20 protein-coding genes are annotated in these 25500 nt (G+C 62.8%); 6 read left to right on the top strand and 14 right to left on the bottom strand.

Annotation, left to right across the window (positions count from 1 at the left end; all coding sequences use genetic code 11):
• Window positions 1-20: 20 nt before the first annotated feature.
• The 5 genes from DM374_RS15425 to DM374_RS15445 form a co-directional block, all read right to left on the bottom strand.
• Window positions 21-1469: an NAD-dependent succinate-semialdehyde dehydrogenase gene (locus DM374_RS15425; RefSeq protein ID WP_225422511.1), complete on the bottom strand. Its 1449-nt coding sequence runs from the start codon at window positions 1467-1469 to the stop codon at window positions 21-23.
• A 49-nt stretch (window positions 1470-1518) separates the two neighbouring features.
• Window positions 1519-2802: a 4-aminobutyrate--2-oxoglutarate transaminase gene (gene gabT, locus DM374_RS15430; RefSeq protein ID WP_110970638.1), complete on the bottom strand. Its 1284-nt coding sequence runs from the start codon at window positions 2800-2802 to the stop codon at window positions 1519-1521.
• Between the two features lie 197 nt (window positions 2803-2999).
• On the bottom strand, window positions 3000-4568 hold the full coding sequence (locus DM374_RS15435; RefSeq protein WP_110970639.1) for a PucR family transcriptional regulator: 1569 nt from the start codon (window positions 4566-4568) through the stop codon (window positions 3000-3002).
• Window positions 4569-4659: 91 nt separating this feature from the next.
• A complete protein-coding gene (locus tag DM374_RS15440) occupies window positions 4660-7566 on the bottom strand; it encodes an FAD-binding and (Fe-S)-binding domain-containing protein (RefSeq protein ID WP_110970640.1) in 2907 nt (968 codons plus the stop codon).
• Between the two features lie 211 nt (window positions 7567-7777).
• Window positions 7778-8812, bottom strand: coding sequence for an ABC transporter substrate-binding protein (locus DM374_RS15445; RefSeq protein WP_110970641.1), 1035 nt, complete (start codon window positions 8810-8812; stop codon window positions 7778-7780).
• Between the two features lie 334 nt (window positions 8813-9146).
• Here DM374_RS15445 and DM374_RS15450 point away from each other — a divergent pair, with 334 nt between their 5' ends.
• Window positions 9147-9830, top strand: coding sequence for a histidine phosphatase family protein (locus DM374_RS15450; RefSeq protein WP_110970642.1), 684 nt, complete (start codon window positions 9147-9149; stop codon window positions 9828-9830).
• Between the two features lie 43 nt (window positions 9831-9873).
• Here DM374_RS15450 and DM374_RS15455 read toward each other — a convergent pair whose 3' ends face one another.
• Window positions 9874-10479 carry a DUF4142 domain-containing protein gene (locus DM374_RS15455; protein WP_110970664.1) on the bottom strand — a complete coding sequence of 202 codons (606 nt, stop codon included), beginning with the start codon at window positions 10477-10479 and terminating at the stop codon, window positions 9874-9876.
• Between the two features lie 169 nt (window positions 10480-10648).
• Between DM374_RS15455 and DM374_RS15460 the strand changes: the two genes are divergently transcribed.
• The 3 genes from DM374_RS15460 to DM374_RS15470 all read left to right on the top strand — a co-directional run bounded on the left by DM374_RS15460 (window position 10649) and on the right by DM374_RS15470 (window position 13357).
• A complete protein-coding gene (locus DM374_RS15460; protein WP_110970643.1) occupies window positions 10649-11773 on the top strand; it encodes a succinylglutamate desuccinylase/aspartoacylase family protein in 1125 nt (374 codons plus the stop codon).
• Between the two features lie 63 nt (window positions 11774-11836).
• Window positions 11837-12613: an ABC transporter substrate-binding protein gene (locus DM374_RS15465; RefSeq protein WP_110970644.1), complete on the top strand. Its 777-nt coding sequence runs from the start codon at window positions 11837-11839 to the stop codon at window positions 12611-12613.
• Window positions 12614-12721: 108 nt separating this feature from the next.
• On the top strand, window positions 12722-13357 hold the full coding sequence (locus DM374_RS15470; protein ID WP_110970645.1) for a helix-turn-helix transcriptional regulator: 636 nt from the start codon (window positions 12722-12724) through the stop codon (window positions 13355-13357).
• 63 nt (window positions 13358-13420) lie between these two features.
• On the opposite strand, the gene DM374_RS15475 is transcribed toward DM374_RS15470, so the two are convergent.
• Complete coding sequence (locus DM374_RS15475; RefSeq protein WP_110970646.1) at window positions 13421-13777, bottom strand: RidA family protein; 357 nt, start codon at window positions 13775-13777, stop codon at window positions 13421-13423.
• A gap of 171 nt (window positions 13778-13948) precedes the next feature.
• Here DM374_RS15475 and DM374_RS15480 point away from each other — a divergent pair, with 171 nt between their 5' ends.
• The gene (locus tag DM374_RS15480; protein WP_110970647.1) at window positions 13949-15391 is read left to right on the top strand and encodes an amino acid permease; all 1443 of its coding nucleotides are present in this window, start codon (window positions 13949-13951) and stop codon (window positions 15389-15391) included.
• 42 nt (window positions 15392-15433) lie between these two features.
• Window positions 15434-16552: an aminotransferase gene (locus DM374_RS15485; protein ID WP_110970648.1), complete on the top strand. Its 1119-nt coding sequence runs from the start codon at window positions 15434-15436 to the stop codon at window positions 16550-16552.
• A 217-nt stretch (window positions 16553-16769) separates the two neighbouring features.
• Here DM374_RS15485 and DM374_RS15490 read toward each other — a convergent pair whose 3' ends face one another.
• From DM374_RS15490 to DM374_RS15520, 7 genes are all read right to left on the bottom strand, one after another.
• Window positions 16770-17690: a pyridoxal-phosphate dependent enzyme gene (locus DM374_RS15490; RefSeq protein ID WP_110970649.1), complete on the bottom strand. Its 921-nt coding sequence runs from the start codon at window positions 17688-17690 to the stop codon at window positions 16770-16772.
• On the bottom strand, window positions 17687-18481 hold the full coding sequence (locus tag DM374_RS15495; protein WP_110970650.1) for a PhzF family phenazine biosynthesis protein: 795 nt from the start codon (window positions 18479-18481) through the stop codon (window positions 17687-17689). Before DM374_RS15495 ends, DM374_RS15490 begins: the two co-directional genes overlap by 4 nt.
• Window positions 18482-18490: 9 nt before the next feature.
• Entirely contained in the window at window positions 18491-19174 is a 684-nt protein-coding gene (locus DM374_RS15500) for a helix-turn-helix transcriptional regulator (RefSeq protein WP_225422512.1), read from the bottom strand.
• Window positions 19175-19279: 105 nt separating this feature from the next.
• Entirely contained in the window at window positions 19280-19858 is a 579-nt protein-coding gene (locus DM374_RS15505) for a flavin reductase family protein (RefSeq protein WP_110970651.1), read from the bottom strand.
• Window positions 19859-19958: 100 nt separating this feature from the next.
• Window positions 19959-20630: a DUF3313 domain-containing protein gene (locus DM374_RS15510; RefSeq protein ID WP_110970652.1), complete on the bottom strand. Its 672-nt coding sequence runs from the start codon at window positions 20628-20630 to the stop codon at window positions 19959-19961.
• A 157-nt stretch (window positions 20631-20787) separates the two neighbouring features.
• Entirely contained in the window at window positions 20788-22752 is a 1965-nt protein-coding gene (locus DM374_RS15515; protein ID WP_110970653.1) for a GMC family oxidoreductase, read from the bottom strand.
• An 11-nt stretch (window positions 22753-22763) separates the two neighbouring features.
• Window positions 22764-25271 carry a hypothetical protein gene (locus tag DM374_RS15520; protein WP_110970654.1) on the bottom strand — a complete coding sequence of 836 codons (2508 nt, stop codon included), beginning with the start codon at window positions 25269-25271 and terminating at the stop codon, window positions 22764-22766.
• Window positions 25272-25500: the final 229 nt, after the last annotated feature.

Below are 25500 nucleotides of genomic sequence, written 5' to 3' on the forward strand. Positions count from 1 at the left end.
CTCGCACGGGCATCACGGAATCAGCGAGGTGCCAGGGCCACGGAGACGAACTTGGTGTCCAGGTACTCTTGAATCCCCCAGACCCCGCCTTCACGCCCAAGCCCACTCATCTTCACGCCGCCAAACGGCGCTTGCGCGGTCGAAGGAGCGCCGTCGTTGATGCCGACGATGCCGTAGTCCAGGCGCTCGGAAACACGGTGGGCGGTATCCAGGTCCCGCGTCCACAGGTAGGCCGCCAGGCCATACGGCGTATCGTTCGCTGCGGCCACCACCTCATCGGTGGTGTCGAACTCGAGAATCGGAGCCACCGGCCCGAAGGTCTCTTCTTCAAGAATGCGCATGCCTGGCGCCACGTCGCACAGCAAGGTGGGCTGGAAATACAGGCCGCCCAGCGCTTGACCGCCGACCACCACACGGGCGCCACGACCCACCGCATCCTCGACGTGCTCGCGGACCTTGTTCAGCCCCTGCTCATCGACCAGCGGACCGATCTGGGTGCCCTCATCGGCGGGATCACCGACCCGCAGTGCCGAGATACGGGTCGCCAGCGCATCGATCAAACGGGCACTGATCGACCTGTGCACATAGATGCGGTTGGTACACACGCAGGTTTGCCCTGCGTTGCGGAACTTGCAGGCCATGATCTCTTCCGCGGCCCGCTCGATATCAGCGTCAGCAAACACAATGAATGGCGCGTGTCCGCCCAGTTCCAGCGATACCCGCTTCATGGTTTCCGCCGACTGGCGATACAGCAACACGCCGACCTCGGTACTGCCAGTGAACGTCAGCTTGCGGATGCGTCGGTCCTGGAAGAACACCCCGGAAATCTCGGCCGGGTTATTGGAGGTGATGACCTGGAAGGTGCCTTCCGGGCCACCCACTTCGCGCCAGTACTGCTCCAGCAGCAGCGCGGTGAGCGGCGATTGCTCTGCAGGTTTGACGATCACCGTGCAACCGGCGGCCAGTGCCGGCGCGACCTTGCGGGTAATCATCGCTGCCGGGAAGTTCCACGGCGTTACCGCGTAAACCGGGCCGACCGGCTGGCGGGTTGCATACAGGCGCTTGTTCTCGTGCTGGCTGGCAAAGGTCTCGCCGTACAGCCGCTTGGCTTCCTCGGCATACCACTCGGCAAAACCGGCGGCGTACATCACCTCCCCCACGGCTTCCTTGATGGGCTTGCCCATTTCGCTGGAAATCGCCTGGGCAATTTCATTGGCGCCGGAAACGATCCGGTCGAACCACTTGCGTAGCAACTGGCTGCGGTGAAACGCGCTGGTGTGCTTCCAGGTGTCAAACGCTGCGACCGAGGCATCGGCCAGCTTTTTCGCATCGGCGGCGCTGCAATCCGGCACGCTGGCACAGGCCTGTTGGGTCGCCGGATTGATCACCAGGTAAGACTGGTTGTCGGCGCTACCGGCGGGGAGCGAAGCCAGCGTCCACGCCTTTACATCATCTGCAGTGGTAGTCACTGAAGGTACTCCATCAAAAAACTTGGAAAAGGACAGATCGAGCGCGAAATCAGGCGTTAACGGCGACCAGGGCGCGCTCGAACATGACCAGCGCCTCGGCGACATCCTGTTCGGAGATCACCAGCGGACAGAGGAAGCGCACGACGTTGCGGTACACGCCGCACTTGATCACCAGCAAGCCCTCCTCCCGCGCCGCGTCGATAACCCGCTGCGCCAGGGCCGCATTCGGTTCTTTGCTGTCGCGATCGGTGACGAACTCGACCGCCGCCATGGCGCCGATTGCGCGGACATGACCGATGCTGCTGAAGCGACCTTCCAGTGCCTTGAAGCCGGTCATCAGCCGCTCGCCGATCACGCGGCTGCGCTCCACCAGGTTTTCCGATTCGAAGATGCTGATGACTTCCAGTGCCGCAGCGCAGCCGAGCGGGTTGCCGCCATAGGTGCCACCCAAACCGCCAGGGAGCGGCGCGTCCATGATTTCGGCGCGGCCGACCACGCCGGAGATAGGCAGACCGCCGGCCAGGCTCTTGGCGACGGTGATCAGGTCGGGCTGAATGCCCGAGTGCTGGAAGCCGAACAGCTTGCCGGTGCGACCGAAGCCGGTCTGGATTTCATCGCAGATCAGCACGATGCCCAGCTCCTCGGTCTTCTTGCGCAGGGCTTGCATGAATTCGACAGGCGCGGCGAGGAAGCCGCCATCGCCTTGTACCGGCTCGATGATGATCGCGGCGACGCGGTCAGCGGCAATCTGGGTATCGAACACTTCCTGCAAGGCCGCCAGGGCTTTTTCGGTGGTTACGCCGCGGTACTCGTTCGGGTACGGAGTGTGATAGATGTCCGGCGCCAGCGGGCCGAAATTCTGCCGGTATGGCTGGCTCATGCCCGTCAGGGTCATACCCATCAGCGTGCGACCGTGGAAGCCGCCGCGGAAGGCGATCACGCCAGGACGGTTGGTGTGGGCCCGGGCGATCTTGATGGCGTTCTCCACCGCTTCGGCGCCGGTGGTCAGGAACACCGACTTGTAGTGTTCTTCTCCACCCACCAGCTTGTTCAGTTGGGCAGCCAACTCGATGTATTGGTCATAGGCGGCCACCTGGAAACAGATATGGGAGAACGTTTCCAGTTGCTTGCGCACGGCTTCGACAACGCGCGGGTGGTTGTGGCCGACGTTGAGCACGCCGATGCCACCGACGAAGTCCAGGTACTTCTTGCCCTGGTCGTCCCAGAGGTAGGCGCCGGCAGCGCGGCTTACGGTAATCGGGTGAGCAACAGCAATGCCGTTGGAGACATGCTGTGCACGGGCGGAGACTGGCGGTTTTTGTTGAGAGGACATGGCGTTCACCTTTGTGTGTCAGTGAGCACATGCTATTCAGACCGCCCTGATGCAGATACGTACTCGGCGCAGGAGGATAAGCCGGGTGTTTCACACCCAAAACAGGAACGACAACCCCGAACAGGGAACGTGAAAAAGCCCGCCGGTTACTACCAGGCGGGCCTTCTGGGCGCGACGTTTCTCAAGGGCGGAACGGTTCAGAACTCCTCGCAGACCAACCTGTGCATCTGCGCCGCGACTTGCAGCTTGAAACGATCTTCCGGGTTATCCAGGGAAATCCCGAGAAGGCTTTCAATGCGCTCGACCCGATAGCGCAAGGTGCTGATATGAATATCCAGCGCCTTCGCCGTGTTGAGCAACTGAAAGCCCTCGCGCGCCAGGCACAACGCCGTATCGGTGAGCGAGTTGCCACGCTTGGGGTGTTCCAGCGGCACAATCATCCGCTCCAGCAACAACCGCCGGGCATCGGCGTCGCCCATCAGGGCCCGGGGGAAAAGCACTTCATCGAAGTCATGGAGTTTCCCCGGCCGCAACAACGGAAGCAGCGCCGCAACATCCTCGGAGCCCAGCGCCATTCCATCCACGCCGCGATGAACCCGACTCACTGCCAGCGCACTGCCCTCGGTGCGGATGGTTTTCCAGACCGACTCGGGAGCGACTTCGGCAGGCAGCAGGAAGCTGATCTGGTTCAGGGACACCGAAATCAGCGGCGCGACACTGAATGTCTGCATCGCCGAGGCGATTCGGTCAGCCAGTTTCGCGCGGCGATTGAAACCCTCGATGGACAGCGGAATGGGCTCGTTGACCAGCACCAGACAGACCCGGTAACTGCGACTCTCGCTCCAGCCGGAAGCCCGGGCGCGCTCGATGGCGCTGGGCGTCGCGGAAAACTTGCCTTCCAGCAGACCGGCGACGAAGGCATGACCGAGGCGGGTTTCCTGATCGGACAACTGCCGCTGGTAAGCCAGGTGCAAGGCGGCGATGACCACCGAATGCTCCAGGGCCCGGGTGTCGAGTTCGCCGAATTGATCGGTTTCACCCTCCAGCCACACCACGGCGGCAATCTCGCCGCGCAGCTTGATCGCGCCGCCCAGTCGTGAAGCACCCAGCCGTGAACCGCCCGGCAAGACCACCGGGGCGTTGTCCTTGAACAACTCGGCAAGACTGCTGTGCGCGGTAAGGTCGCGAATCACTTCGCGCTCGTAGTCCTCGCGGGCCTGCGGGTCGGAACTGCCGAGCAGCGTGCCATCGACGGAAACCACCGTGGCCGTCTTGTCCAGGGCAGCATGCAGCGCCCTGGCGAGACCTTCGAGGTTGTTCATCTCCAGCGCAGCTTCGGTCAGCGTGCGATGGATCAGGTCCGAGCGGCGGATGGTTTCCGCCTGGATATTGATGATGCGGGCCAGCACGTCGTGCATGATCTCGCTGAACTGGATCTCCCAGGGCAGTTCCAGCAACGGCAGGTTGCAACGGTTGGCCTCGTCGATGGCCGCCTGGGTGAAGTGCTCGCGAAAGTGCGGAACCGCCAGCACCACGCCGGCCAGACCGATCTCGCTGAGGCGGCGCACCATGTCGCGGGAGTCTTCATCCGCCTCCGGCCAGTTGTAACCGGTGGTCAGCAGCAGCTCACCGGGTTTGAGCCAGTTGGTGATTTCCGGGTGATCGACGATATGCACCCAGGTGATTTCCCGGTCCATCGCCCCTGCCCCGGCAACCACCGTGGCTTCGCGCAGCACCGTATGTTCAATCGCGACGTCGAGCTTCATTGTCCAGCTTTCCTGAAGGTGTATCGAAAGCGCAGCAGAAGGCGGCCTGTCGTGGAGCGACCATAGCAGCCATATGCCCTGTCATGAAACGCTAGGCAAGAACCTTTGCCAGATATTCGGCCAGATGCATCGCTTCGCGGCCACTGACATTACGAATCTGTCCCCGGCAACTGAATCCGTCGGCCACCACCGGGGTTTCCTCGGGAATCCGCTCGAGATGCGGCTTGAACTCCTGTTCGCCAATCACTTTGGCAATCGGGGCCGTTTTGGAATGATAGGCGTAGGCGCCCGCGACACCGCAGCAGCCGGCCTGAATCACCTGCCCCTTGCCGCCGAGCTTCTCCAGCACCCCTTGTTCGGCACCCATTCCGCCGCAGGATTTCTGATGGCAGTGCCCGTGGATCCGCACGTCCGCGTCGATCGCCGGCAGTTCCAGGGCGCGGCTGCGGATGAACTCGCTGAGGGTCATGATCGACTTTTCCAGCTTCTGCGCCCGCACATCGTCCGGGAACAGCCCCGGCATTTCGTCCCGGAACACCGACAGGCAACTCGGTTCGAGCACAAGCACCGGCATGTTCTCTTCCAGTACCGGCGCCAACTGGTCGAGGATCTGCGCGAGATTGGCCTTGGCCTGATCGATCATGCCCACGTCGTAATAAGGGCGGCCGCAGCAAACGTGGCGCTTCATCAGCTTCACGCTGAAGCCAAGTCGCTCCAATACCTGCACGCCGGCTTCCAGCACGCTGGGGGTGAAACCGTTATTGAAGCTGTCCACCCACAGCAGCACGTCGGTGCCACGGCGGCTGCCGTCGCTCTTCAGAATGCGTTGTGCTGTTACGCCGGAGCGGAAGCTTTGCGGCGCGATCTTCGGGAATTTCGCATCCCTTGCCAGCCCGAACCAGGCGCCCGCCGTGCGCACCAGCGGATTGCCCATGGCGTAGTTCAGCACCGGAGACAACCTGGTGGCATGGGGCAGCCACTCGCCGATGCGGCCGATCATTGCATCCATGACCGGGCGGCGTTTATCCGCGTAGTAACGGTTGAGGAACTCGGTCTTGTAGCGGGCGATGTTCACATTGGTCGGGCAATCCGTCTTGCAGCCCTTGCAGCTCAGGCACAGATCGAGGGAGTCCTTGACCTCCTCGCTCTGCCAGCCGTCCTCGATCACCTCGCCCTTGAGCAATTCGAAGAACAACCGGGCGCGGCCTCGGGTGGAATACTTCTCTTCGCGGGTCGCGCGGAAACTCGGGCACATGGTGCCACCGTCCAGCGAGCGGCATTTGCCCATGCCAATGCAACGCTCCGACTCGCGGGCCAGCCCCTTGTTCCCCAGTCGCGCATCGTAGGTGAACTGGCTTTCGACCTCGCGGCGGCTGTAGTCAGGGCCCATGCGCAGGTTGGCATCAACCGGCATTGCATGAATGAGCTTGCCCGGGTTCATCCGGTTGAGCGGATCCCACAGGGCCTTGAATTCGGCGAAGGCCTGCATGATCGCCGGCGGGTACATGATGTGCAGGTACTCACCCTTGGCCTGACCATCACCATGTTCGCCGGACAACGAGCCGCCGTAACGCACCACCAGCCGTGCCGCTTCATCAAGGAAGGCACGCCAGTCCTGCACGCCGCTGGCGGATTTGAGGTCGAAGGTAATCCGCGAATGAATACAGCCGTCGCCGAAGTGGCCGTACAGGTTGGTCTTGTAACCGTACCGCCCGACCAGCGCCCTGAATTCCCGCAGGTATTTACCCAGATGCTCCGGCTCGACGGCCGCGTCTTCCCAGCCGACCACCGGGTCCGGTGCGTTGGGGTCCAGTCCCAGGGAAGTCGCGGAGGCCCCGGTTTCGCGAATGGTCCAGATCCGGTTCATCAGCCCCTTGTCCGTCACCAGTCGAGCGCTGGGCTGGCCGGGCAATAGCGGCGCGATGCCCACCGCCCGACGGGCCAGCGCGGTGGCCTCTTCGCTGGACAAGGCGCCAAACTCGATCATCAGCCAGGCGTTGCCGGCGGGCAGTTCGGCGATATCGGCGAGCTTCATGCCGCGTTCTTTCAGGCCGCCGATGATGCCGTCATCGAGCCCTTCCATCGCGATTGGGTTCAGGGGGAGCAATTGCGGGACCGAATCCGCAGCTTCGTAGATTTCCGCGTAACCGAGCACCACCAGGACACGGTGCGTCGGGTTCTTCACCAGCAAGGTTTCCGCCTGCAGGACGGTGACGCAGGTGCCCTCCACGCCCACCAGGGCCCGGGCGATATTGAAGCCATTTTCCGGCAGGAGCTGATCCAGGTTGTAACCCGAGACACGGCGCTTGAGTTTCGGGAAGCCTTGGCGAATCTCGTCTTCGTAGCGGTCCACCAGGTCCTTGAGACCCTGGACGATTGCCGCGCGTTGCCCGCCCGCCTGGAGGTGTTCACGGAAAGTGTCGTCATCCGTGGGACCGACCCAGAAGCGCTCGCCGTCATAGGTCAGCACCTCCAGACGCTCGATATTCTCGACCGTCTTGCCCGCCATCACCGAGTGCGCGCCGCAGGAGTTGTTGCCGATCATGCCGCCCAGGGTGCAACGGCTATGGGTTGCGGGATCGGGACCGAAGGTCAGCCCGACTTTCGCCGCCTCATCCTTGAGCTGGTCGCAGATAACGCCCGGCTGCACCCGCGCAAGTCGCCGTTCGGCGTCGATGAAGGCTATCCCGTGCAGGTACTTCGAAGCATCGATCACCACGGCCGCGTTCACCGCTTGCCCGCACATGGAGGTGCCCGCGCCACGAGGCAGCAACGGCAGCCCCGCGCTCTTGCAAAGGGCGACCGTGGTGACGATGTCCTGAAGGGTTCGCGGAATCACCACGCCGATGGGTAATTGCCGGTAGTTGGAGGCTTCGGACGCGTACACAGCGCGTGTCGCGGCATCGAAGCGAATTTCCGCCGTCGTTTCCGCCTCCAGCTTCTGGCGCAGGTTGAGCAGGACATTGAGGTCAAGGGGGATGGAATTGTTCTTTGTCATGGGGCGAAGCCTTCTCGGTCATCAGCACGGTCGCGTCGATAGGCCGGTACTTTAGGGCGCCAGCCCGGCATCGCTCTACGACTGCCAGCAACGAATAACCCTGTCTAACTACCTACTTCAAGAAGGAGTGTATCGCCTGGCCAAAAACGCCGATGGCGCCCCGAAAGGCGCCATCGACGGGCCTTTCGGCCGAGGGAAAACCTGCGTGGTTTCAGCGACTGGACCAGGCCATGAAGCGCTCCTCCAGCGCTTCGCCATGATCCAGCCAGAAATTCACATCCATTTGCAGGGCGTTCTTCATATTGGCCGGATTGGTCGGCAGGTCTGCCTCCAGATCCTTGCTGAGCAATGCCGCAGCCGCCGTGTTGGACGGGCCGTAGGCCATTTTCTCGGTGTAGAGTTTTTGCTGCTCGGGGCGCATGGAGAAGGCGATGAAGTCGTAGGCCGCATCCAGGTTCGGCGTGCCTTTGGGAATGGCCCAATCATCGAACTGATAGAGGTTGCCGGACCAGACCACCTGCAAATTCGCGCCGCTGGTCTTGGCGGCATGAATGCGACCGTTGTACGCCGAACTCATCACCACATCACCGGCCATCAGGTATTGCGGCGGCTGGGCGCCCGCTTCCCACCACTGGATGCTGGACTTGATCTGGTCCAGCTTGGCAAAGGCCCGGTCGACGCCCGCCGGTGTGGCGAGCAGCGTGTACACCTCGGCAGGCGGAACGCCATCGGCCATCAGCGCGAACTCAAGCGAGCCCCGCGCTGACTTGCGCAGGCTGCATTTGCCCGGAAACTTCTTGAGGTCCCAGAAATCGCTCCAGCCCTGTGGCGCTTCCTTGAGTTTGTCGGCGTTGTACGCCAGCACATTCGACCAGACGAAGATCCCTAGCCCGCATTCGCTGCGAGTGCCCTCGACCAGCGGGTCCTTGATGCCGAGGCGGTCATGGTCCAACTTCTCGAACAAGCCTTCCTCACAACCACGAGCCAGGTCCGTATCCTCGACATCCAGCACATCCCAGGACGTACTGTTGGTGCTGACCATGGCTTTGAGCTTGGCCATTTCACCGTTCCACTCGCCGGCCACCACCTTCTTTCTGGAGTGACGCTCGAAGGGCTTGTAAAAGGCCCCGACCTGAGCCTCCTTGCTCGCCCCACCGTAGGAAATAACGGTTACCGAATCTGCAGCAAATCCATTGCCCGAGAGAAATCCACCGCAAACGAGAGCCAGCAGAACTTTGCCATTCATAGCAGCACCTGTTTTTTATCAAACGTTTATTGGTTGGGGCAGCATTCAAGAAATAGGGGGAAACAGTGAGGCAGCCTTGGAGGTTTTGTTGGTTTCGCGTTTATTGGCGCCTGGGGAAATATAATCATGCGCCCGCCGGGCACCGCTACCGGTGAGAACCATGAACAATGGAAGGAAACCTGATACTTGAACTATGAAGTTCCTCCTACGATGAACTTGGGCAGGGCTTCGCGAGCAAGCTCGCTCCTACAGTGACTTGAACTTCACCCCGGCCCTGTAGGAGCGAGCTTGCTCGCGAAGCACTGGCCCAGAAGACAATTAGAGCCCCGGAAACATGAGCGCCATCCTTAACAGCAAACACGTCCGCCTGATTCGCCACGCCGAAAGCGCCGCCAACGCCGGCCTCGTCACCACGGATCCAGACACTATCCCGCTGACCGAAAAAGGCCACCAACAGGCTGCCGCGCTCGCTGCTTCGCTCGACTCCGCGCCAGAACTGATCGTCTACTCGCCCTTCGACCGTGCACGCCTGACCGCCCAGCCCATCATCCAGCGATTCCCGGATGTGCCAACTGCAACCTGGCCCGTCGAGGAGTTCACCTACCTCAGCCCGCGCCGCTTCAATGGCAGCACTCAGGCGCAGCGCAAACCTCAGGCCGATGGCTACTGGGCTCAAGGCGATGCGGCATTTCGGGATGGTGAGGATGCGGAGTCTTTCCGCCAGTTGCTGGACCGCGCCCAAGTCCTGCTGGACCGGCTGGCCCGGCATGAGGCCGAGGATATTCTGGTGGTCAGTCACGGCCAGTTCATTCGTGCCGTGGCATGGCTGGTTCTCTATGGCGATGAGGCAGCAACACCCGCGCGGATGCGCGCGTTTCGCCAGCAGGATGTGGCGGTGCCGTTTGGCAATTGTCAGAGCTATCTGATGGCGTTCGGGCCTGATGGCTGGCGGGTGCTATACCCGATCAGTGCGGATGGGCTGCCGCAACCCGCCGATCCTTTCTGCAGCGCCCCGTAGAACCTGCGGGGGCCATCGCAATGGCGCCCCGCTCGGCCGTTACTCAGGGCTTGGTTTCAGCGTGATCTTTCGGGGTCACCGGAACGCCGTTAGGGCCGGGGACCACCGGGTCGGTGGCGTCACGGGTGGTGGCATGCGGATCGACCGAACTGCCGCCATGGGCCGCCGCCAGTTCCCGGGCTTTCTGCAGATGGGTTTTCAGGGTCGGCAAGGTCTGCTCGGCATAGGTGCGCAGCTCCGCATCCTTGCCGTCCTTGGCGTAGTTGGTAAACAGTTTGACCGCCGCTTCGTGGGCGTTGACCTGGTTGTTGGCGTAGGCCTGGTCAAACGACTTGGCTCCGCGCAGTTCCAGGATCATCGCCTTGGCTTTGTCGATGAGGTCGGCATCGCTGGAGACTTCGAGTTTCTTGCTCGCTGCCAGTGCCTTGAGTTTGTCGTTGGCCTGGGTGTGGTCCTTGACCATCATCGCCGCGAACGTCTTCACGTCGCTGGCTGTGCCCTTCTCTTCCGCCAGCCTCGCCGCCTCCACTTCCGCGATGCCCTTGGCCGAGGCGTCCTCGACGAAATCATCGGCGTCCTGGGCCGCATGCACGGCGCCCGCCAGGGTGAATGCCAGAGCGAAACCTGCACTACGCAACAGTGTGTTCATCATTGAATCCTCTTGTCAGTTCCAGATCTGCGTATCACTCACTGATCTGAGCAAGCGGCGCTGAAAGAGGTTCATCTTTTTTTCAGGCGCCTGGAGACTGAAGCAGTGCTTGTGCGAGAGACTATAAAAGTCTACTGTGGATTTATATTCCACACATGAGCTGATCTTCATGCCAACCAGCGAAGCCATCCGCCTGCCCTCCCTCACGCCTGGCACCGAACACCGTCTGTTGAAACACCGCTTCGGCAGCGGCAGGCGCAGCGCCTATATCCAGGCCGGCCTGCATGCGGACGAACACCCCGGCCTGCTGGTGATTCAGCATTTGTTGTCGCGACTGGTAGCGCTGGAAGCCGAAGGCCGTCTCGACGGCACGATCGTCATCGTGCCTTTCGCCAACCCGGTGGGCCTCGGCCAGCAGGTGTTCGGGCAGATGCCGGGGCGCTACAACCTCGCCAACGGCGAGAACTTCAATCGCAATTTCCCCGACATCACCGGCTCGCTCGAACAGGCAATCGACCAATGTGCGCTCGAGAAAAATGACGTCGCCATGTTCAAGACGCTCTTCGCCGCCGCGATGGACATGCCGCCACCCCTTGAAGCTGTACAGGCCAACAAGTTCTGGCTGCTGCAGGAAGCGCTGAACCACGACATCCTGCTCGACCTGCACTGCGACACCTCCAGCATCCTGCACATCTACGCCAACCGCGATCAGCGCCAGCGCGCCCTTGACCTTGCCGCGGCAACGGGCGTCGAGGCGGTGTTCCTCGAAGACGAAGCCGGTGGTTTCCCGCTGGACGAGGCTTACGCCAAGGCCTGGAAGACGCTGCACCGCCGGGCGCTGGTGGACACCGCTCACCTGGGCTTTTCCGCCACCCTGGAGCTGCGCGGCCAAGCCGATGTGGAAGACGATATCGCCGCCGAGGACGCCCAGGGCATTCTCGATTTTCTGCTGCACGAAGGCCTGATCAGCGGCGAGCCCGCCAAGCCGCTGTGCCACGAACGGGTCCAGGTTTATCCGCTGGAAGGCGTCAGTCACCTCAAAGCGCCGGGTACCGGCATCGTCGCCTGGAAGAAACGCATTGGCGAACCCGTAACCCGTGGCGAACTCATCGCCGAGATCGTCGCTCTGGACCTCGCCCCCGGCGCGGCGCGCCAGGCCGTGACCAGTGACGTCGACGGCATTCTGGTCGCACGTCATCACATCAAGCTGGCACGCAGCGGCCAGAAGATCGGCATGCTCGCCGGCACCACTCCGTTGCCCGGTCGCCAGACCGGCAAGCTGATGGGGATCTGAACGGTCCCCGCCAACGCACCACCGCTTTCCCCCTCACTACAACAACACCGAGGTATAGCGTTCATGAAACCCGTATTGATGATCGGCACCCTGCTGCTGGGCTTTTCCCTGTCCGGCGCCCAGGCCGCGGACAAGGTCCTGAAGATCGGCATCGAGGCTGCATACCCGCCCTTCGCCTATAAACAGAGCGACGGCGAACTCGCCGGCTTCGACTACGACATCGGCAACGCGCTGTGCGCGCAGATGCAGGTGAAGTGCACATGGGTCGAGCAGGAATACGACGGGCTGATTCCATCGCTCAAGGTGCGCAAGGTCGACGCCATCCTCGCCTCGCTGTCGATCACCGACGACCGCCGCAAGGCCGTGGACTTCACGCGCCCTTACTACCGTAGTGCCGCGCGGCTGGTGATGAAGCGCGGCGCGGTGGTCGGCGATGACCTTTCCGGACTGCAAGGCAAGCGCATCGGCGTACAGCGCGCCAGCATCCACGACCGTTTCGCCAGCGCTGAGCTGCAAGACAAGGGCGTCGAAGTGGTGCGTTACGGTTCGCAGAATGAGGTGTACCTCGACCTGCAGGCCGGACGCCTGGATGGCGCCCTGGCCGACGATGTGATCCTCGACCAGACCTTCCTGAAAAAGCCCATCGGCGAGACGTTCGCCTTCGTCGGGCCGAAACTTACCGACCCGAAATACTTCGGCGACGGCATCGGCATCGCCGTGCGCAAGGGCGATGAGGCATTGTCCGGGCAGTTCAACCAGGCCCTGGAGCAACTGCGGGCCAATGGCACCTACCAGGCCATCAACGCGCGCTATTTCGATTTCGATGTCTACGGTGAATAAGCGCCCGGCCTGACCGGCCAACCCCGGGGGGTGGCGAGCCCGACGGCACACCAACTGCTATCATGCCCGCCACTGCCCGATCCAACCCCAAGGACGCTGCCGTCAACCATGAAGAAACTGGACAACTACAAGACCATCGCCGACTGCATCGCCACCCTGCTCTTCCCCCATGCCGAAGTCATCGTCCACGATCTGCACAGCCAGACCGTGGTGCACATCGCCAACAACTTCTCCAAGCGCACCCTGGGTGACGACTCGGCGCTGGACGAGTTGCCCGGCGACTTCGATCAGGTTTCCAGCCTCGGCCCCTATGAAAAGCTCAACTGGAACGGCCAGAAGATCCGCTCCATCACCAGCGTGCTGCGCGATGACCAGGATCAGCCCGAGGCGCTGCTGTGCATCAATATCAATTTCTCGATGCTCGACCAGGCCCGCGAAGCGCTGAACGCGTTCTTCCAGGTCAGTCGCCTGATTCCGCAGCCCGAAGCGCTGTTCCGCGATGACTGGCAGGAGCGCATCAACACCTTCCTGCACGCGTGGATGGCCGAACGGCAACTGTCGCTGAATACCCTGAGCATGAAAGACAAACGCGCGCTGATCGCGGCGTTGTTCGCCGAAGGCGCGTTCGAAGGACGCAGTGCCGCCGACTATGTGGCCAACGTGCTGACAATGGGCCGGGCAACGGTCTACAAGTGGGTCAAGGCGCTGCGCGATGCTCCCGTTGGCGAGCGTGGCCTGGCGTAGCCACACGCCTGAATCTGTTTCTGCGTGCTGCCCCGTGGACAGCACGCCGCCCTCCCTCGCCGGTCAGCCGTTCGCCGCGGCAATCACGCTGATTTCCACCCGCATGCGCGGATCGCACAGCGTCGCTTGCACCGTCGCCCGTGCCGGCGCGCTGCCCAGCGGCAGCCACTCATCCCAGACGCTGTTCATCGCGGCAAAGTCCGCGTCGATATCCCGTAGATAAATCGTCGCCGAGAGAATCCGGGTTTTGTCCGTGCCCGCTTGCGCCAACAGGCTCTCGATATTGCGCAACGTCTCGCGGGTCTGGCTCGCAATCCCCCCTTCCAGATCGTTGGCCACCTCGCCGGCCAGGTAAACCGTGCCTTCGTGCTTGACGATGGCGCTCATGCGCGCGTCGGTCAGCAGGCGTTTGATAGTCATGACAGTGCCGCTCCTTGTTCATGGAAACGCACGGCTGGACGTCAGCCGGCGGGAAGAATCATCCATTTAAATAGATTGATTGTCTACCGTAGACTTTTAGGCTATAAATATTTCCCACCCGGGCACCACCCATGTGACGCCGCGCAGCGTCGCCCTCGTGAGACAACAACAATGACAATTCCCCATGAAACCCCAGCCGCGCGGAATGGCTTCCGCAAGGACATGCAAACCCGCCACCTGGTGATGCTGGCCATCGGTGGGACCATCGGTACCGGGCTGTTCCTCGCCTCCGGTTTCACCGTCAGCCAGGCCGGGCCGCTGGGTGCGGTGATCGCCTATGCCTTGGGCGCCCTGATGATCTATTGCGTGATGACCTGCCTCGGCGAACTCGCCGTGCAGATGCCCGAGACCGGCTCGTTCAGCCACTACGCCAGTCGTTTCATCGGCCCGGCCACCGGCTACACAGTGGCCTGGCTGTACTGGCTGAGCTGGGCCGTGGCCATTGGCTCGGAACTGCTCGGCGCCGGGGTGCTGATGGAACGCTGGATTCCGGGCGTACCGGTCTGGATCTGGGCCGCGCTGTTCGGGGTGGTGGTCACCGTGAACAACCTGTTCTCGGTGCGTGCTTTCGCCGAAACCGAGTTCTGGCTGTCGCTGATCAAGGTCATCACCGTGCTGGTGTTCATCATCGTCGGCGCCCTCGCGGTGTTCGGTGTGCTCGGCCATACCGACCCGGCCACAACCGGCCTGGCCAACTTCCACCGCGAAGGCTGGTTCCCGACCGGCTTCGGCTCCATCGCCCTGGCCCTGCTGGCGGTGGCCTTTGCCTTCGCCGGCACCGAAGTGATCGGCATTGCCGCCGGTGAGTCGCGCAATCCGCAACGGGACATCCCCCGCGCCCTGCGTGCTACGGTCGTGCGCCTGGTGCTGTTCTTTATCGGCACCATCCTGGTCATCTGCCTGCTGCTGCCGCGTGAACAGGCCGGGCTTTCGGAAAGCCCGTTCGTCACGGTGTTCAGTAACATCGGCATCCCCTACGCCGCCGATGTGATGAACTTCGTGATCATCACCGCGCTGATTTCCGCCGCCAATTCCGGCCTCTATGCCGCCGCACGGATGCTCTGGAGCCTCGGCGACCAGGGCCAGTTGCCGCGTCTGTTCGCCCGCCTGACCCGACGCGGCACGCCGGTCAACGCCATCCTGTTCAGCATGCTCGGCGGTGTCGCTGCCTTGATGAGCAGCATCTGGGCTGCCGACACCGTGTACCTGGTGCTGGTGTCCATCGCCGGCTTCGCGATTGTCGCCGTGTGGCTGAGCATCGCCGCCTGTCAGATGCTCTTTCGCCGCGCCTGGCTGCGCGACGGTGGCCGCCTCGAAGACCTCGGTTACCGGGTGCGCTGGTATCCCTGGGCACCACTCGGCGCGCTGTTGTCTTGCACCCTGGCCTGCATCGGCATCGCCTTCGATCCGCAACAGCGCATCGCGCTCTACGTGAGCATCCCGTTCATCGCGCTGTGCTATGCCGGCTACTACGCCACCGCGCTATACAAAAGCCGCCTAGCCCGCCACGAAAACACCGAGGCACTGCCCGCCGAACTGGGCGAGCGCGCCTGAACCCTGCTTTTATCAACCTGCAACAACCACAAGAGAGCAACCATGAAGATCAAGGAATTCGGCGTCGAAATCTGGATGAACGCCTACGAGAACAAGTGCCGCTACAACCTCGCGGAAACCTGCGTGGAGTCCATCACCCTGGGCCAGTTGCTGGCGTTTGCCGGCAAGCAGGACAGCATCCTCGATGAACTGCTGCCGATGAAGATGACCTACGGCGCCATTGAAGGCTCTGACCGCCTGCGTGACCTGATCGCCTCGCTGTACGACAACCAGGAACGTGAAAACGTGATCGTCACCCACGGCGCCATCGGCGCCAACGCGCTGGTCTACGAGACCCTGGTGGAGCCCGGTGACCACGTGGTGTCGGTAGCGCCGACCTACCAGCAGCATTACTCGATCCCGGAAAGCTACGGCGCCGATGTCTCGATCCTGCGCCTGCGCGAAGAAAACGCCTTCCTGCCGGACCTCGAAGAACTGCGCGGCATGGTCAACGCCAAGACCCGCGTCATCGCCCTGAACAACCCGAACAACCCGACCGGCTCGCTGATGGACCGTGCGCTGCTGGAGCAAATCGTCGAAATCGCGCGCTCGGTGGATGCCTGGGTGCTGTGCGACGAGGTCTATCGTGGCACTGACCAGCATGGCGACGGTTTTACCGCCTCGGTGGCCGACCTCTACGAAAAAGGCATCAGCACCGCCAGCATGTCCAAGACCTACTCCCTGGCCGGCCTGCGACTGGGCTGGATCGTTGCCCCGCAAGCACTGATCCACGCCGTGTCGATCCACCGTGACTACAACACCATCAGCGTTGGCATGCTGGACGACCACTTCGCCGCCATCGCCCTGGAAAACCGTGAGCACATCCTTGCCCGCAGCCGTGCGATCACCCGCGACAACCTGGAAATTCTCGACGCCTGGGTGGCGAATGAACCACGTGTCTCTTATGTACGGCCGAAAGCGGGTACTACCGCGCTGCTGAAAATCGATACTGACCTGTCGTCGCGGGATTTCTGCGTGCGCTTGCTGGACGCCAAGGGCGTGATGTTCACCCCGGGCAGCGCGCTGGATATCGAGGGTTATGTGCGTATTGGCTATGCCAATAACGCGGAAGTGCTGAAGGAAGGGTTGGCGTTGGTGTCGGCGTTCCTGCGGGAAATCTGATCGGGGTTCCGACGGGCCGCATCGCTGGCAAGCCAGCGATGCGCATGGGTATCTACACATCTCGCGGGCAAGCAAAAAGCGTTAGGCCACCGCGAACTGTGGGAGCGGATTCATCCGCTCCCACAGGATTGCAGGTGGCTGACGTTTTGCGATTGCCTGCACGATGTGTAGATACCCATGCAGCGATGCGGCCCTTCAAGGCAACGGATTCCGCTGGTCAACCAACCTGAGCCCGCCACTCGCGAATCTGGTCAATTGTCGCGGTCACACCACCGCAAACCACCACCAGCACCCGGTGATACGCCCGCAACGCTTCGCTCGGTGCGTAAGCCAGCGCCAGCGCGGCACCACAAGCCGGCTCCACCAGCACGCGGTGGTCTAGCAGAAAGCGCTCGCAGGCGTCCAAAGCTTGGCCGTCGCTGACGACATGACTGATGATCGGCCGCCGCTGACTCAGTTCAAACGCCTGGCGACAAACCTGCTTCGCGCCCAGTGTCGTGGCGATGCTGTCGATGCTGTCCAGCGCCGCCCATGTCTTCCGCGTCATTGCCGCCGCCAGCGACGCCGCGCCCAAGGTTTCCACGGCGAACACCGGCACGTCCTCCCAGCCATTGCGCTCCAGACCCTCGCAGACGCCGGACAGCAGTCCGCCGCCGCCCACCGACAACACCACCGCATCCGGCTTGAAGCCACTGGCGACCACTTCGTCCACCAGGCTGGCATGGCCTGACCAGAGCAGCGGGTCGTCGAACGGGTGAATAAAAGCGTCGTCCTCGCCCACCAGCGACAGCGCCAGCTCATTGGCCTCGTGCCAGACCTTGCCGTGGACGATCACTTCGGCTTCTTCCTGGCGGATCAGTTGTCGGGCGCGCTCGGTGGTGCTTTCCGGCACCACCACGGTGACCGGCAGGCCCAGGCAACGGCCCGCGTACGCGACGGCGATGCCGGCATTGCCGCCCGAAGACGAAATGAAGCGGCGCTTGCCTTGCTTCGCATGGTGCTCGCAGGCCTGGCCAACGCCGCGCAGTTTGAACGAGCCGGCCGGTTGCAGGGCGTCGAGCTTGAGCCAGACCTCATGGCCGCTGGCCAGGCTAAGCGGGCGGGATTCCAGCAGCGGTGTGTTCAGGTGCAGGCTCATGGCCGATTCTCCAGATAAAGGGTGCCGCGCAGGTAGAGCGCGGCCTGGCCGCTGATGATGATCCGGCCGTTGTCTTGCACGTCGCACTGCAACTCGCCGCGCCGGGCGCCGCCCTGACGGGCGCGCAGGCTACGCTTGCCAAGGCGTTCGGCCCAATAAGGCGCAAGCGCGGTGTGCGCCGAGCCGGTCACCGGGTCTTCGTTGACCCCAACCTGCGGCCCGAACCAGCGCGAAACGAAATCGACGTCGCTGCCCGGCGCGGTCACCGCGACGCCACGCACGTCATAGCGCGCCAGCGCGGCGAAGTCAGGTTGCAGCCCTTCCACCACCGCTTGGTTCTCCACCACCACGATGTAATCGTCGCAGCGGTACAGCGCCTCGATCCGGCAACCCAGCGCTTCGGCCAGTCCGGCCGGCGGGGTCTGCGGTTGTGGTTGTTTGAGCGGGAAATCCATGGCCAGCAATGCGCCGTTGCGGCTGACCCGCAGCTCGCCACTGCGGGTAAAGAAACGCAGGGTCTCGCGGCGTTCGCCCAGCTCGTTGAACAACACCCAGGCCGCCGCCAGCGTGGCGTGGCCACACAGGTCGACCTCCACGCCCGGGGTGAACCAGCGCAGCCGGTAACCTTCACCTTCGGCGACGAAGTAGGCGGTTTCGGACAGGTTGTTCTCCTCGGCGATACGCTGCAGCGTATCGTCGTCCAGCCAGGCCGGCAGCGGGCAGACCGCCGCCGGGTTGCCGCCGAACGCGCGGTCGCTGAAGGCATCGACCTGATAGAGCGGTACTTGCATGGAGACTCCTTAACCGTTACGGATTTCTTCGAGGTAGTTGTAGATCGTGTAACGACTGACGCCGAGCGCGGCGGCGGCTTTCTCCACCGCGCCTTTGACGATAAACAGCCCGCCGTCGTGCATCTGCCGTACCGCATCGAGCTTCTGCGCCTTGCCGAAGCGCACGCCCCGGCGGCCGGCGTCTTGCAGCGCGCCGTCGATGATCTGGGTCATCAGTTGTTCCAGGTCCGGCGTGTCGGTGATCGGCGGCGCCGGCTCCGCGGCGGTGGCGAGCAGTTGTTCGAGACAAGCCTGGGCAGCAGCGATGCCGCTGAGGTCGGTGTTCACGCAGAGGCTGGCGTAGGGCTCGCCGGCGGTATCGCGAAACACCACGGTGGCGCTGCGCAACGCGCGGCCATCGCGGCCTCGGGTGGGATAGTTCTCCACCACCACCGGCGCCTGGCTGCCCTTCTCCAACGCGGCCTGCAAGACCGCGTCGAAACCGCGGTCATCCTTGGGGCCGGCAAGAATCGGACTGCCGACCTGACGGCCGCTGATATGGCCGTTAACGATGGCGAGTACCGAACGCTCCGGGCACGTCAGGTCGTGCAGCAGCACTTCTGTGTTGCGGCCCAGTACGCTGCCGAGCATGCGGATCGTGGCCCGCAGCACGTCCAGCACCAAGCGGCGTTCTTCGTGGGTGGCGTCGGTCACGGCGAACTGTCCAAAGGGAATGGACAGGAAAAATATCAACAGGTTGTAGAAATTTCAACAAAGCATTTAAGGTTACCCGCCGGAATTCACCAGCGGGCAATCGTTTCAGGGTTGCTCGACGTCCAGCGCCTCGCCGATGGCGTAGAAGTGCCCGCCTGCGACGTAGTGCAGGCTGCGCAGCGCAGGATCGGCGGTTTCGAAGGTCCAGTGACCATCCTGGAATACTCGCTCGTCGGCCCAGGCGGCGACGACTTCGGCGATGAACAGGTCATAGGTGGACTGGTTGTGCGGCTCATCGATGACGCGGCACATCAGCCACGCCGAACAACCGGCCACCAAAGGCGCCGGGTAGCCGTCGACGCGGAACAGTTCGACGCCGGCTTGCGCCAGTTTGTCCGGGGTGTCGGCGAGGCTTTGGGTACCGACCTGATGGGTCAGTTTCATCTGGCCGACATTGGGCACGTGCAGCACCATCCAGCCGCTGCCTTCCACCAGTTGCCGGGTCTTGGCGATCTTGTCGAGGACCACGGTGACCTTGGGCGGGTCGAAATCCAGCGCGCAGGCCCAAGCGGCAGCCATGACGTTATCGACCCCGTCATGGGACGCCGATACCAGCACGGTAGGACCGTGATTAAGCAGGCGGTAGGCTTTTTTCAGGTCGACAGGCTGGAAATGCTCGGGCATGGGGTAGGACCTCGGAATGCGGAATCGAGGCAGTCTACAACACCCGTTGTAGGAGCGAGCTTGCTCGCGATCGCCAGCAAGCTCGCTCCTACAGGCGGTTTTATTTGGCTTTGAGGTTCAGATACGACTGATGCAAATCCGCCGCCCAGCCATCGATCACCGCCTTCACATCATCCGGCTTGAGCACCTGGCTATCGTTTTCCAGCGGCTTGCCGGTGCCTTTGCGCACCACCTGGGCCACAACCTTCTGGGTGCCGCCATCGATGAACTGCGCCTCGGTGCCAATATCGGTTTCCTGATCGCGAATCCCCGAGGCGGTACTCACCGCCGCCGCCACTAGAGCGATCGGGATCACTTCATAGGGTTTGAGCCCTTCGGTCTTGCTGCTGACGGCGGTAATCGCCGGACGCACCACGATCACTCCCGGCCCCGGCGCGCTGGCCAGCGGCAGGGATTTGCCCAGTTCGCGCTTGAGCGCCTGGTCGTAGTAGGTGGTGATGCCGTTCAAGGTGCTTTGGGGAATCTGCGCCGTGGCTTGCGGCTTGGGATACAGCTGGCTCGGCTCGATATACACGCTATGGTAGGCGCCGACCTTCAATTGCGGGTCGATCCAGCGCATCACCGGCGCGCCGGAAGGCGAGCGGGCTTCCTTGAGCGTGCTGTAGTCCTTGAGGAAACCCGAATACTCGGTCGGTTGGGTCAGGCCGCTGGAGCAGCCGGTCAACAGCAGCGAAGTCAGGCAAAGCGAACCCATCATGGATGCGGCTTTCATAACGTGCTCCCTGGGTGGCCTCACGCTGCTTCGACCGCGCCACCGCGAAATACTGGAAAGGGACCCGCCAAGCACGGCCGGCGGGCAGGTCAAGCAGGGTTAGGTATAGCCCAGCTTTTCCGGCCTGCCGGGGCAAAGCCGGAAAAGCACGACCGGTTCAGTTTTTCTGGCCGACCATCGCCTCCACCGTGCTCGTCGCGCTACTGCTGGCGGCCGCTGAACGGGCCCCGCTGCGTGCGCTCTGCGGCTGGCTGCGTGCGGCATCGGCAAGAATCACCTGGGCCGCTTTCTCCGCGGCAACGTAGATCGAGGTGACGATGAAGAAGCCCGGGATCTTCGGAAAGATCGAGGCATCCACCACCCGCAGGTTGCTCACGCCGCGCACCCGGAAGGCGCTGTCGAGCACCGCCATCGGGTCGTTGGCCGCACCGATCGGGCAGGTGCAGGAGGCGTGGTGACCCCAGGCCTGGTTCTGCACGAACTCCTTCAGCTGCTCGTCGGTCTGTACGGCGTCGCCCGGCAGCTCTTCGGCGGCGATCAGTTTCGCCTCCTTGAGCGGCTTGGCCAGGCCCCGGACGAACTTGATGCCCTCCACCACCGATTGCAGGTCCTCGCCCTTGGTGTCGTTGCCTTCTTCGAAGTAACGGAAGTTGATCAGCGGGGTATCCGCCGGGTCCTTCGAGCGCAGGGTGACGAAGCCGGCGGTGTTGTTGGTGTGTGCCTTGAGCACCGCCCAGGTCAGGTAGTTGAGCTTGTCGACGATCAGGTTCGAATAGCCGGGGAAGTAACCGCGAAACAGCGCCAGCAGGGAGAAGCAGAACAGGTCCGGCAATGGCCGCTGCTTGAGCGATTTCTTGATCACCGCCAGCACCGCGCCGTTGGTGGAATACACCCCGAGCTTGCCCTTGGCCCACTCCTCGTATTGCGGGTCGCCCTTGGCGTAACGCGCGCCCTTGAGCACTTCCCACTCGTCGAAGTTCATCCGGTTGACCACGCCGACCTCGTAGCGGTCCTGCAGGTTGCGCCCGACACCGGGCAACTCCACCTGCACCGGCACCCCGACCGATTCCAGCACCTCGCGCGGGCCAATGCCCGAAAGCATCAGCATCTGCGGGGTGTTGAACGCGCCACCGGCGAGGATCACCTCGCGACTGGCGCGTACCTGGCGCAGTTCGCCGGCGGACGCCGGATTGCGCGGCAAGGTACAAGCCCGGTACAGCCGCGCGCCCTTGATGTACTCCACGCCATAAGCGCGCTGCTGATCATCCAGCAGCACCCGGGTCACCAGCGCATCCAGCTCGATATGCAGGTTGTTGGGGAAGCGTTGCTGGATATCCAGCAACCGCTCGCGGGTGCCCATACGGTGGTGTTTGTGGGTCGCCAACGGCGGGTAGCGCAGGCCGATGGCCTCGTCGCGCACCAGCCGCCAGTCGTTGGGATCGCCCACCCCCTGCAATTGCCAGCCGATGCGCTTGAGCGTTTCGCCCAGGGTCTTGAACGCCTGTTCGGCGGACTTGACGATGGAACGCACCAGCGACAGGTCGTCGATCACCGCTTCCGGCACGGCCTTTTCGGTGTGTAGCCAGCCCTTGTAACCGTGCCGCGACGGGTTGATGCCAAACCACGAGAGAAAGCGCTGGACCGGTCGGTGATGGCAGTTTTCCAGGCGCTCGAAATGCTCGCGCATGGCACTGGCCTGCCACGACGGGTCACCGGTGATCTGGGCGATATGGTCCCAGTCCTGGTTGTGCGGGTAGACCGTGATCATTGCGTTGTGCGCGGTGCAGCCGCCCAGGCAACTGGCCCGCGGATAGAGCACGCCGTCGACGGGCTCGCCCTCGTAATCGCGGGTGAACTTGGGGTCCTTCAACTGCCGCGCGTCACTGCTGTAGTGGCGCACGAAGAAGTCCCAGCGCATCGCGTTGTTCTCGGTGGAGCGCGGGTGGAACGCCGGCACCTGGTACTGCTCCGGCAAGCCTTCCTCGCCGCCGTTGGCCACCGGGTCGCTGCCGGATTCCAGCACCAGCACGCGGCGCCCTTGTTCGGCCAGGCGGGCAGCGACCGTGCCGCCCCCTGCCCCGGATCCCACCACGATGTATTCGTAATCCATTTCGTCAGTCATCGCAGCCAACCTCAGAAGGTTTTCAGGAGGGCAATCAGTGCCCGTTTGTCTTCATCACTCAGCCCTGGCTCATCCTTGAGGTAGCCGGTGCCGAAGTAATGCCCCTTGTCCACCACGAAGTCCGGGCACTTGCTGACTTCCAGCAACGGCTTGACCAGACGCTTGAACACCTTGCGCGCTTCATCGTCGCTGGCGCCGGGCGGCAGTTGCTTGAGGTCGTGCTTGATCTTCAGCAGCAGGTCGAGCACCTGGTCGCCTTTGTCCAGGTCGATGTTGGACAGCAGGTTGACCGGTGTGCCCTGCGGGATCGGCCCGAGCTGGATGCCGTCATCGCCGAACGCCCACGGGAACCACCGGCTCAGCACGCCTTCGAGTTTCTGCAGGAAGCCCGGCAGGTAACCGCTGTTGACCCGCAGGTAACTGGTTTCGGTAGTCACATCGACGGTGCCGGGGTGGGTCTTGCCGGAACGGGTCACCACCTGGAAGTTGCCCTGGCGTTTTTCCGGCCACAGCAGCATCTCGATGGAGTTGTCGAAGGACGCCATGCGGTCATTCACGCTGCCCGACCACTTGAACGTACCGAGGGTGTTGTTGAGGAACAGCGGTGCGGTGGACCAGACGCTGATCAGCGACGCCGGCCGCGTATAACCGCGTCCGCCCGCTGGCATGTCGTATTCGCGCGACTCGCCGGTGAACGGGTTCTGCACCAGCACCGAACCGACGCCCGGCAGCTTCTTGTACGACTCCGAGGAGAAGTTGTCCCAGATGTTGTCCGCCAGGGCATTGGTCGCCAGCGGGCTGCAGGCGTTGGTTTCCAGCAGCGTCACCGGCACGCGCAGTTCGGTAGAGAGGAAGTTGTCGGTGAGGAAGTCGTCTTTCTTGACGATGTCCCGCATCGCGTTCTTGAACTCCGGCGTCTTGCTGTAGCTCCAGTAGTCGTTCCAGCACTGCAGGTAGTTGCCGTTGACGCAGCCGTTGTCCGGGAACTTGGCCCAGGCCTTGTCCGGCAGCTTGCTGGAGTGGCAGCGCGCGCAGGTGTCGGCGAAGACTTCCTTGCCACGTTCCAGCTCCGTCGGCGAAGCGTTCAAGTGCGCCGCACCACCGGGGGCGTTCTTCAGGTAGTCCGGGGTCGCCGAAGCCAGGAAGAACAACGCCAGGTCGGGCGTCTGCAACTCGTTGGCGTTCCAGTACGAGGAGTTCTTGCGCGCCACATCGATGCGGAACGGGGTGATCGGCTTGCCCCCGATCAGCGGCCGGAAGTGGGTGGTCCACTCCTCACTGAACAGCCCGATGTTGACGAACACCCGGTTCAGCGCACCGAGGGCGCCGACCGAGTCGGAACCGTCCTTGAGCACCCGTGGGGTGAACACCGTGTCCGGTTTCTTGTAGAACTGGGTCAGCGGACTGTCGGCGGGAATCCCCGGCACATCGTTGAACTGGCGGTTGTTCAGGTCGCCGCCGGCGAGTTTCTCCTTGCCCAGGTGCGCAGCCAGCTCGATCCGAGCCTTGAGGTTGTAGACCGCGTTCATGGTGCGCGGGTTGTTGATGTAGTCACTCGACACCAGCGAGGTATCCAGCGCGCCCGGCCGTGCAGTGTGGAACAACTGATTGGGGAAGCTGGTCGGGTCCTGGTCCCACATGAAGATGCGGTCAACCCAGAAGTACTGCGCCCCGGGGTTGGAGCTCAGGTTGGCCCAGGCTGGACGCTCGGGGTCGGCCGGCGGATTGGTCGGGTTCGGCCCCACGTGGCAGAAGCCGCAGGACATGCCCACGCGGTACGGTTTCACCAGCTTGCTGTCGTTGTAGTAGCTGGGGTCTTCGTAGTAGCGCTTGGCGTCCCAGTGTTTTTCCGCCTTCTCGTCGAAGTCCGGGTTGGGGAACAGCCGCAGGCCGACGATGCCGGTGCCGTAGCCGTAGTACGAGCCCACCGGCAGGTTCTTGCCGCGGGCGCCGATCTTCACGCCCGGGTATTTGCTCTCGTTCTCGAACGGGTCTGCGCCACAGGACGGATCGCGGCTGTCCAGCCACAGGCCGTGGCGGTCTTCGCGCGGACCTTGCGCCTTGGTGTAGCACGGCTCGTTGACCACGCCGAGGTACTGCCAGCGGTTGTCGCGGTTGGCTTTCAGGCTTGGGTAGTTGGAGATGGTCTTGAGGAAGTCGAGGTTGCCGACGCTGTCGCGGGACAGTTGGTCCCAGAGTTTGTCGTTGCCGGCGGTCCAGACGATCCAGTTGTTGCGCCCCCGGGCGAAGGCGTCGACCGCCTGCTGCTCGGTGATGCCGGGAATGAACGGCGACAGCCGTTCCACCAGCAGATGGGGCTGTTTCGACACCCCATAGTCCATGTCGGCGAAGTAGTCCTCTTCGGCGCCTTTCAGGCTGTCGGCTTCACGGCCGACGCACTTGGCTTCATCGAGGATCTTGCCGGATTGATCCCCGCAGGGATTCTTCGTTTCGCTGTTACACCCCTGTAACAGCACCAAAGGAAGGAAGACGCTCAGCATCAGCTTCACGGGTTTCATGCGCTGCTCCTTGCAAATGTACAGACCGGTCCCTCTGTCCTTGGGGACACGTTATTGCGGCCGGTCCAGATGGCCGGTTGAACTGACAGCCGCGCGACAGACCGGTTAATCCGCCACGCCAGTTACGATACAACTCCTTGCAAGCGCCCAGACTAGGCTATTTCCAACCACTCGATTAATTTCATTTCGCTATGAAAAACCGGTACTTATCGCGGCTTCTTATAGGTTT

It is taken from the genome of Pseudomonas huaxiensis (assembly GCF_003231275.1).
In the GTDB taxonomy this organism is placed as follows: domain Bacteria; phylum Pseudomonadota; class Gammaproteobacteria; order Pseudomonadales; family Pseudomonadaceae; genus Aquipseudomonas; species Aquipseudomonas huaxiensis.

Bases quoted from the DNA above. Each gene is read 5' to 3' on its own strand.
- DM374_RS15475 (WP_110970646.1), bottom strand. From the start codon at position 13,777: ATGACTATCAAACGCCTGCTGACCGACGCGCGCATGAGCGCCATCGTC.
- DM374_RS15445 (WP_110970641.1), bottom strand. From the start codon at position 8,812: ATGAATGGCAAAGTTCTGCTGGCTCTCGTTTGCGGTGGATTTCTCTCG.
- DM374_RS15520 (WP_110970654.1), bottom strand. From the start codon at position 25,271: ATGAAACCCGTGAAGCTGATGCTGAGCGTCTTCCTTCCTTTGGTGCTG.
- DM374_RS15465 (WP_110970644.1), top strand. From the start codon at position 11,837: ATGAAACCCGTATTGATGATCGGCACCCTGCTGCTGGGCTTTTCCCTG.
- DM374_RS15440 (WP_110970640.1), bottom strand. From the start codon at position 7,566: ATGACAAAGAACAATTCCATCCCCCTTGACCTCAATGTCCTGCTCAAC.
- DM374_RS15470 (WP_110970645.1), top strand. From the start codon at position 12,722: ATGAAGAAACTGGACAACTACAAGACCATCGCCGACTGCATCGCCACC.
- DM374_RS15435 (WP_110970639.1), bottom strand. From the start codon at position 4,568: ATGAAGCTCGACGTCGCGATTGAACATACGGTGCTGCGCGAAGCCACG.
- DM374_RS15480 (WP_110970647.1), top strand. From the start codon at position 13,949: ATGACAATTCCCCATGAAACCCCAGCCGCGCGGAATGGCTTCCGCAAG.
- DM374_RS15515 (WP_110970653.1), bottom strand. From the start codon at position 22,752: ATGACTGACGAAATGGATTACGAATACATCGTGGTGGGATCCGGGGCA.
- DM374_RS15485 (WP_110970648.1), top strand. From the start codon at position 15,434: ATGAAGATCAAGGAATTCGGCGTCGAAATCTGGATGAACGCCTACGAG.
- DM374_RS15490 (WP_110970649.1), bottom strand. From the start codon at position 17,690: ATGAGCCTGCACCTGAACACACCGCTGCTGGAATCCCGCCCGCTTAGC.
- DM374_RS15505 (WP_110970651.1), bottom strand. From the start codon at position 19,858: ATGCCCGAGCATTTCCAGCCTGTCGACCTGAAAAAAGCCTACCGCCTG.
- DM374_RS15455 (WP_110970664.1), bottom strand. From the start codon at position 10,479: ATGAACACACTGTTGCGTAGTGCAGGTTTCGCTCTGGCATTCACCCTG.
- DM374_RS15460 (WP_110970643.1), top strand. From the start codon at position 10,649: ATGCCAACCAGCGAAGCCATCCGCCTGCCCTCCCTCACGCCTGGCACC.
- DM374_RS15495 (WP_110970650.1), bottom strand. From the start codon at position 18,481: ATGCAAGTACCGCTCTATCAGGTCGATGCCTTCAGCGACCGCGCGTTC.
- DM374_RS15450 (WP_110970642.1), top strand. From the start codon at position 9,147: ATGAGCGCCATCCTTAACAGCAAACACGTCCGCCTGATTCGCCACGCC.
- DM374_RS15510 (WP_110970652.1), bottom strand. From the start codon at position 20,630: ATGAAAGCCGCATCCATGATGGGTTCGCTTTGCCTGACTTCGCTGCTG.
- gabT (WP_110970638.1), bottom strand. From the start codon at position 2,802: ATGTCCTCTCAACAAAAACCGCCAGTCTCCGCCCGTGCACAGCATGTC.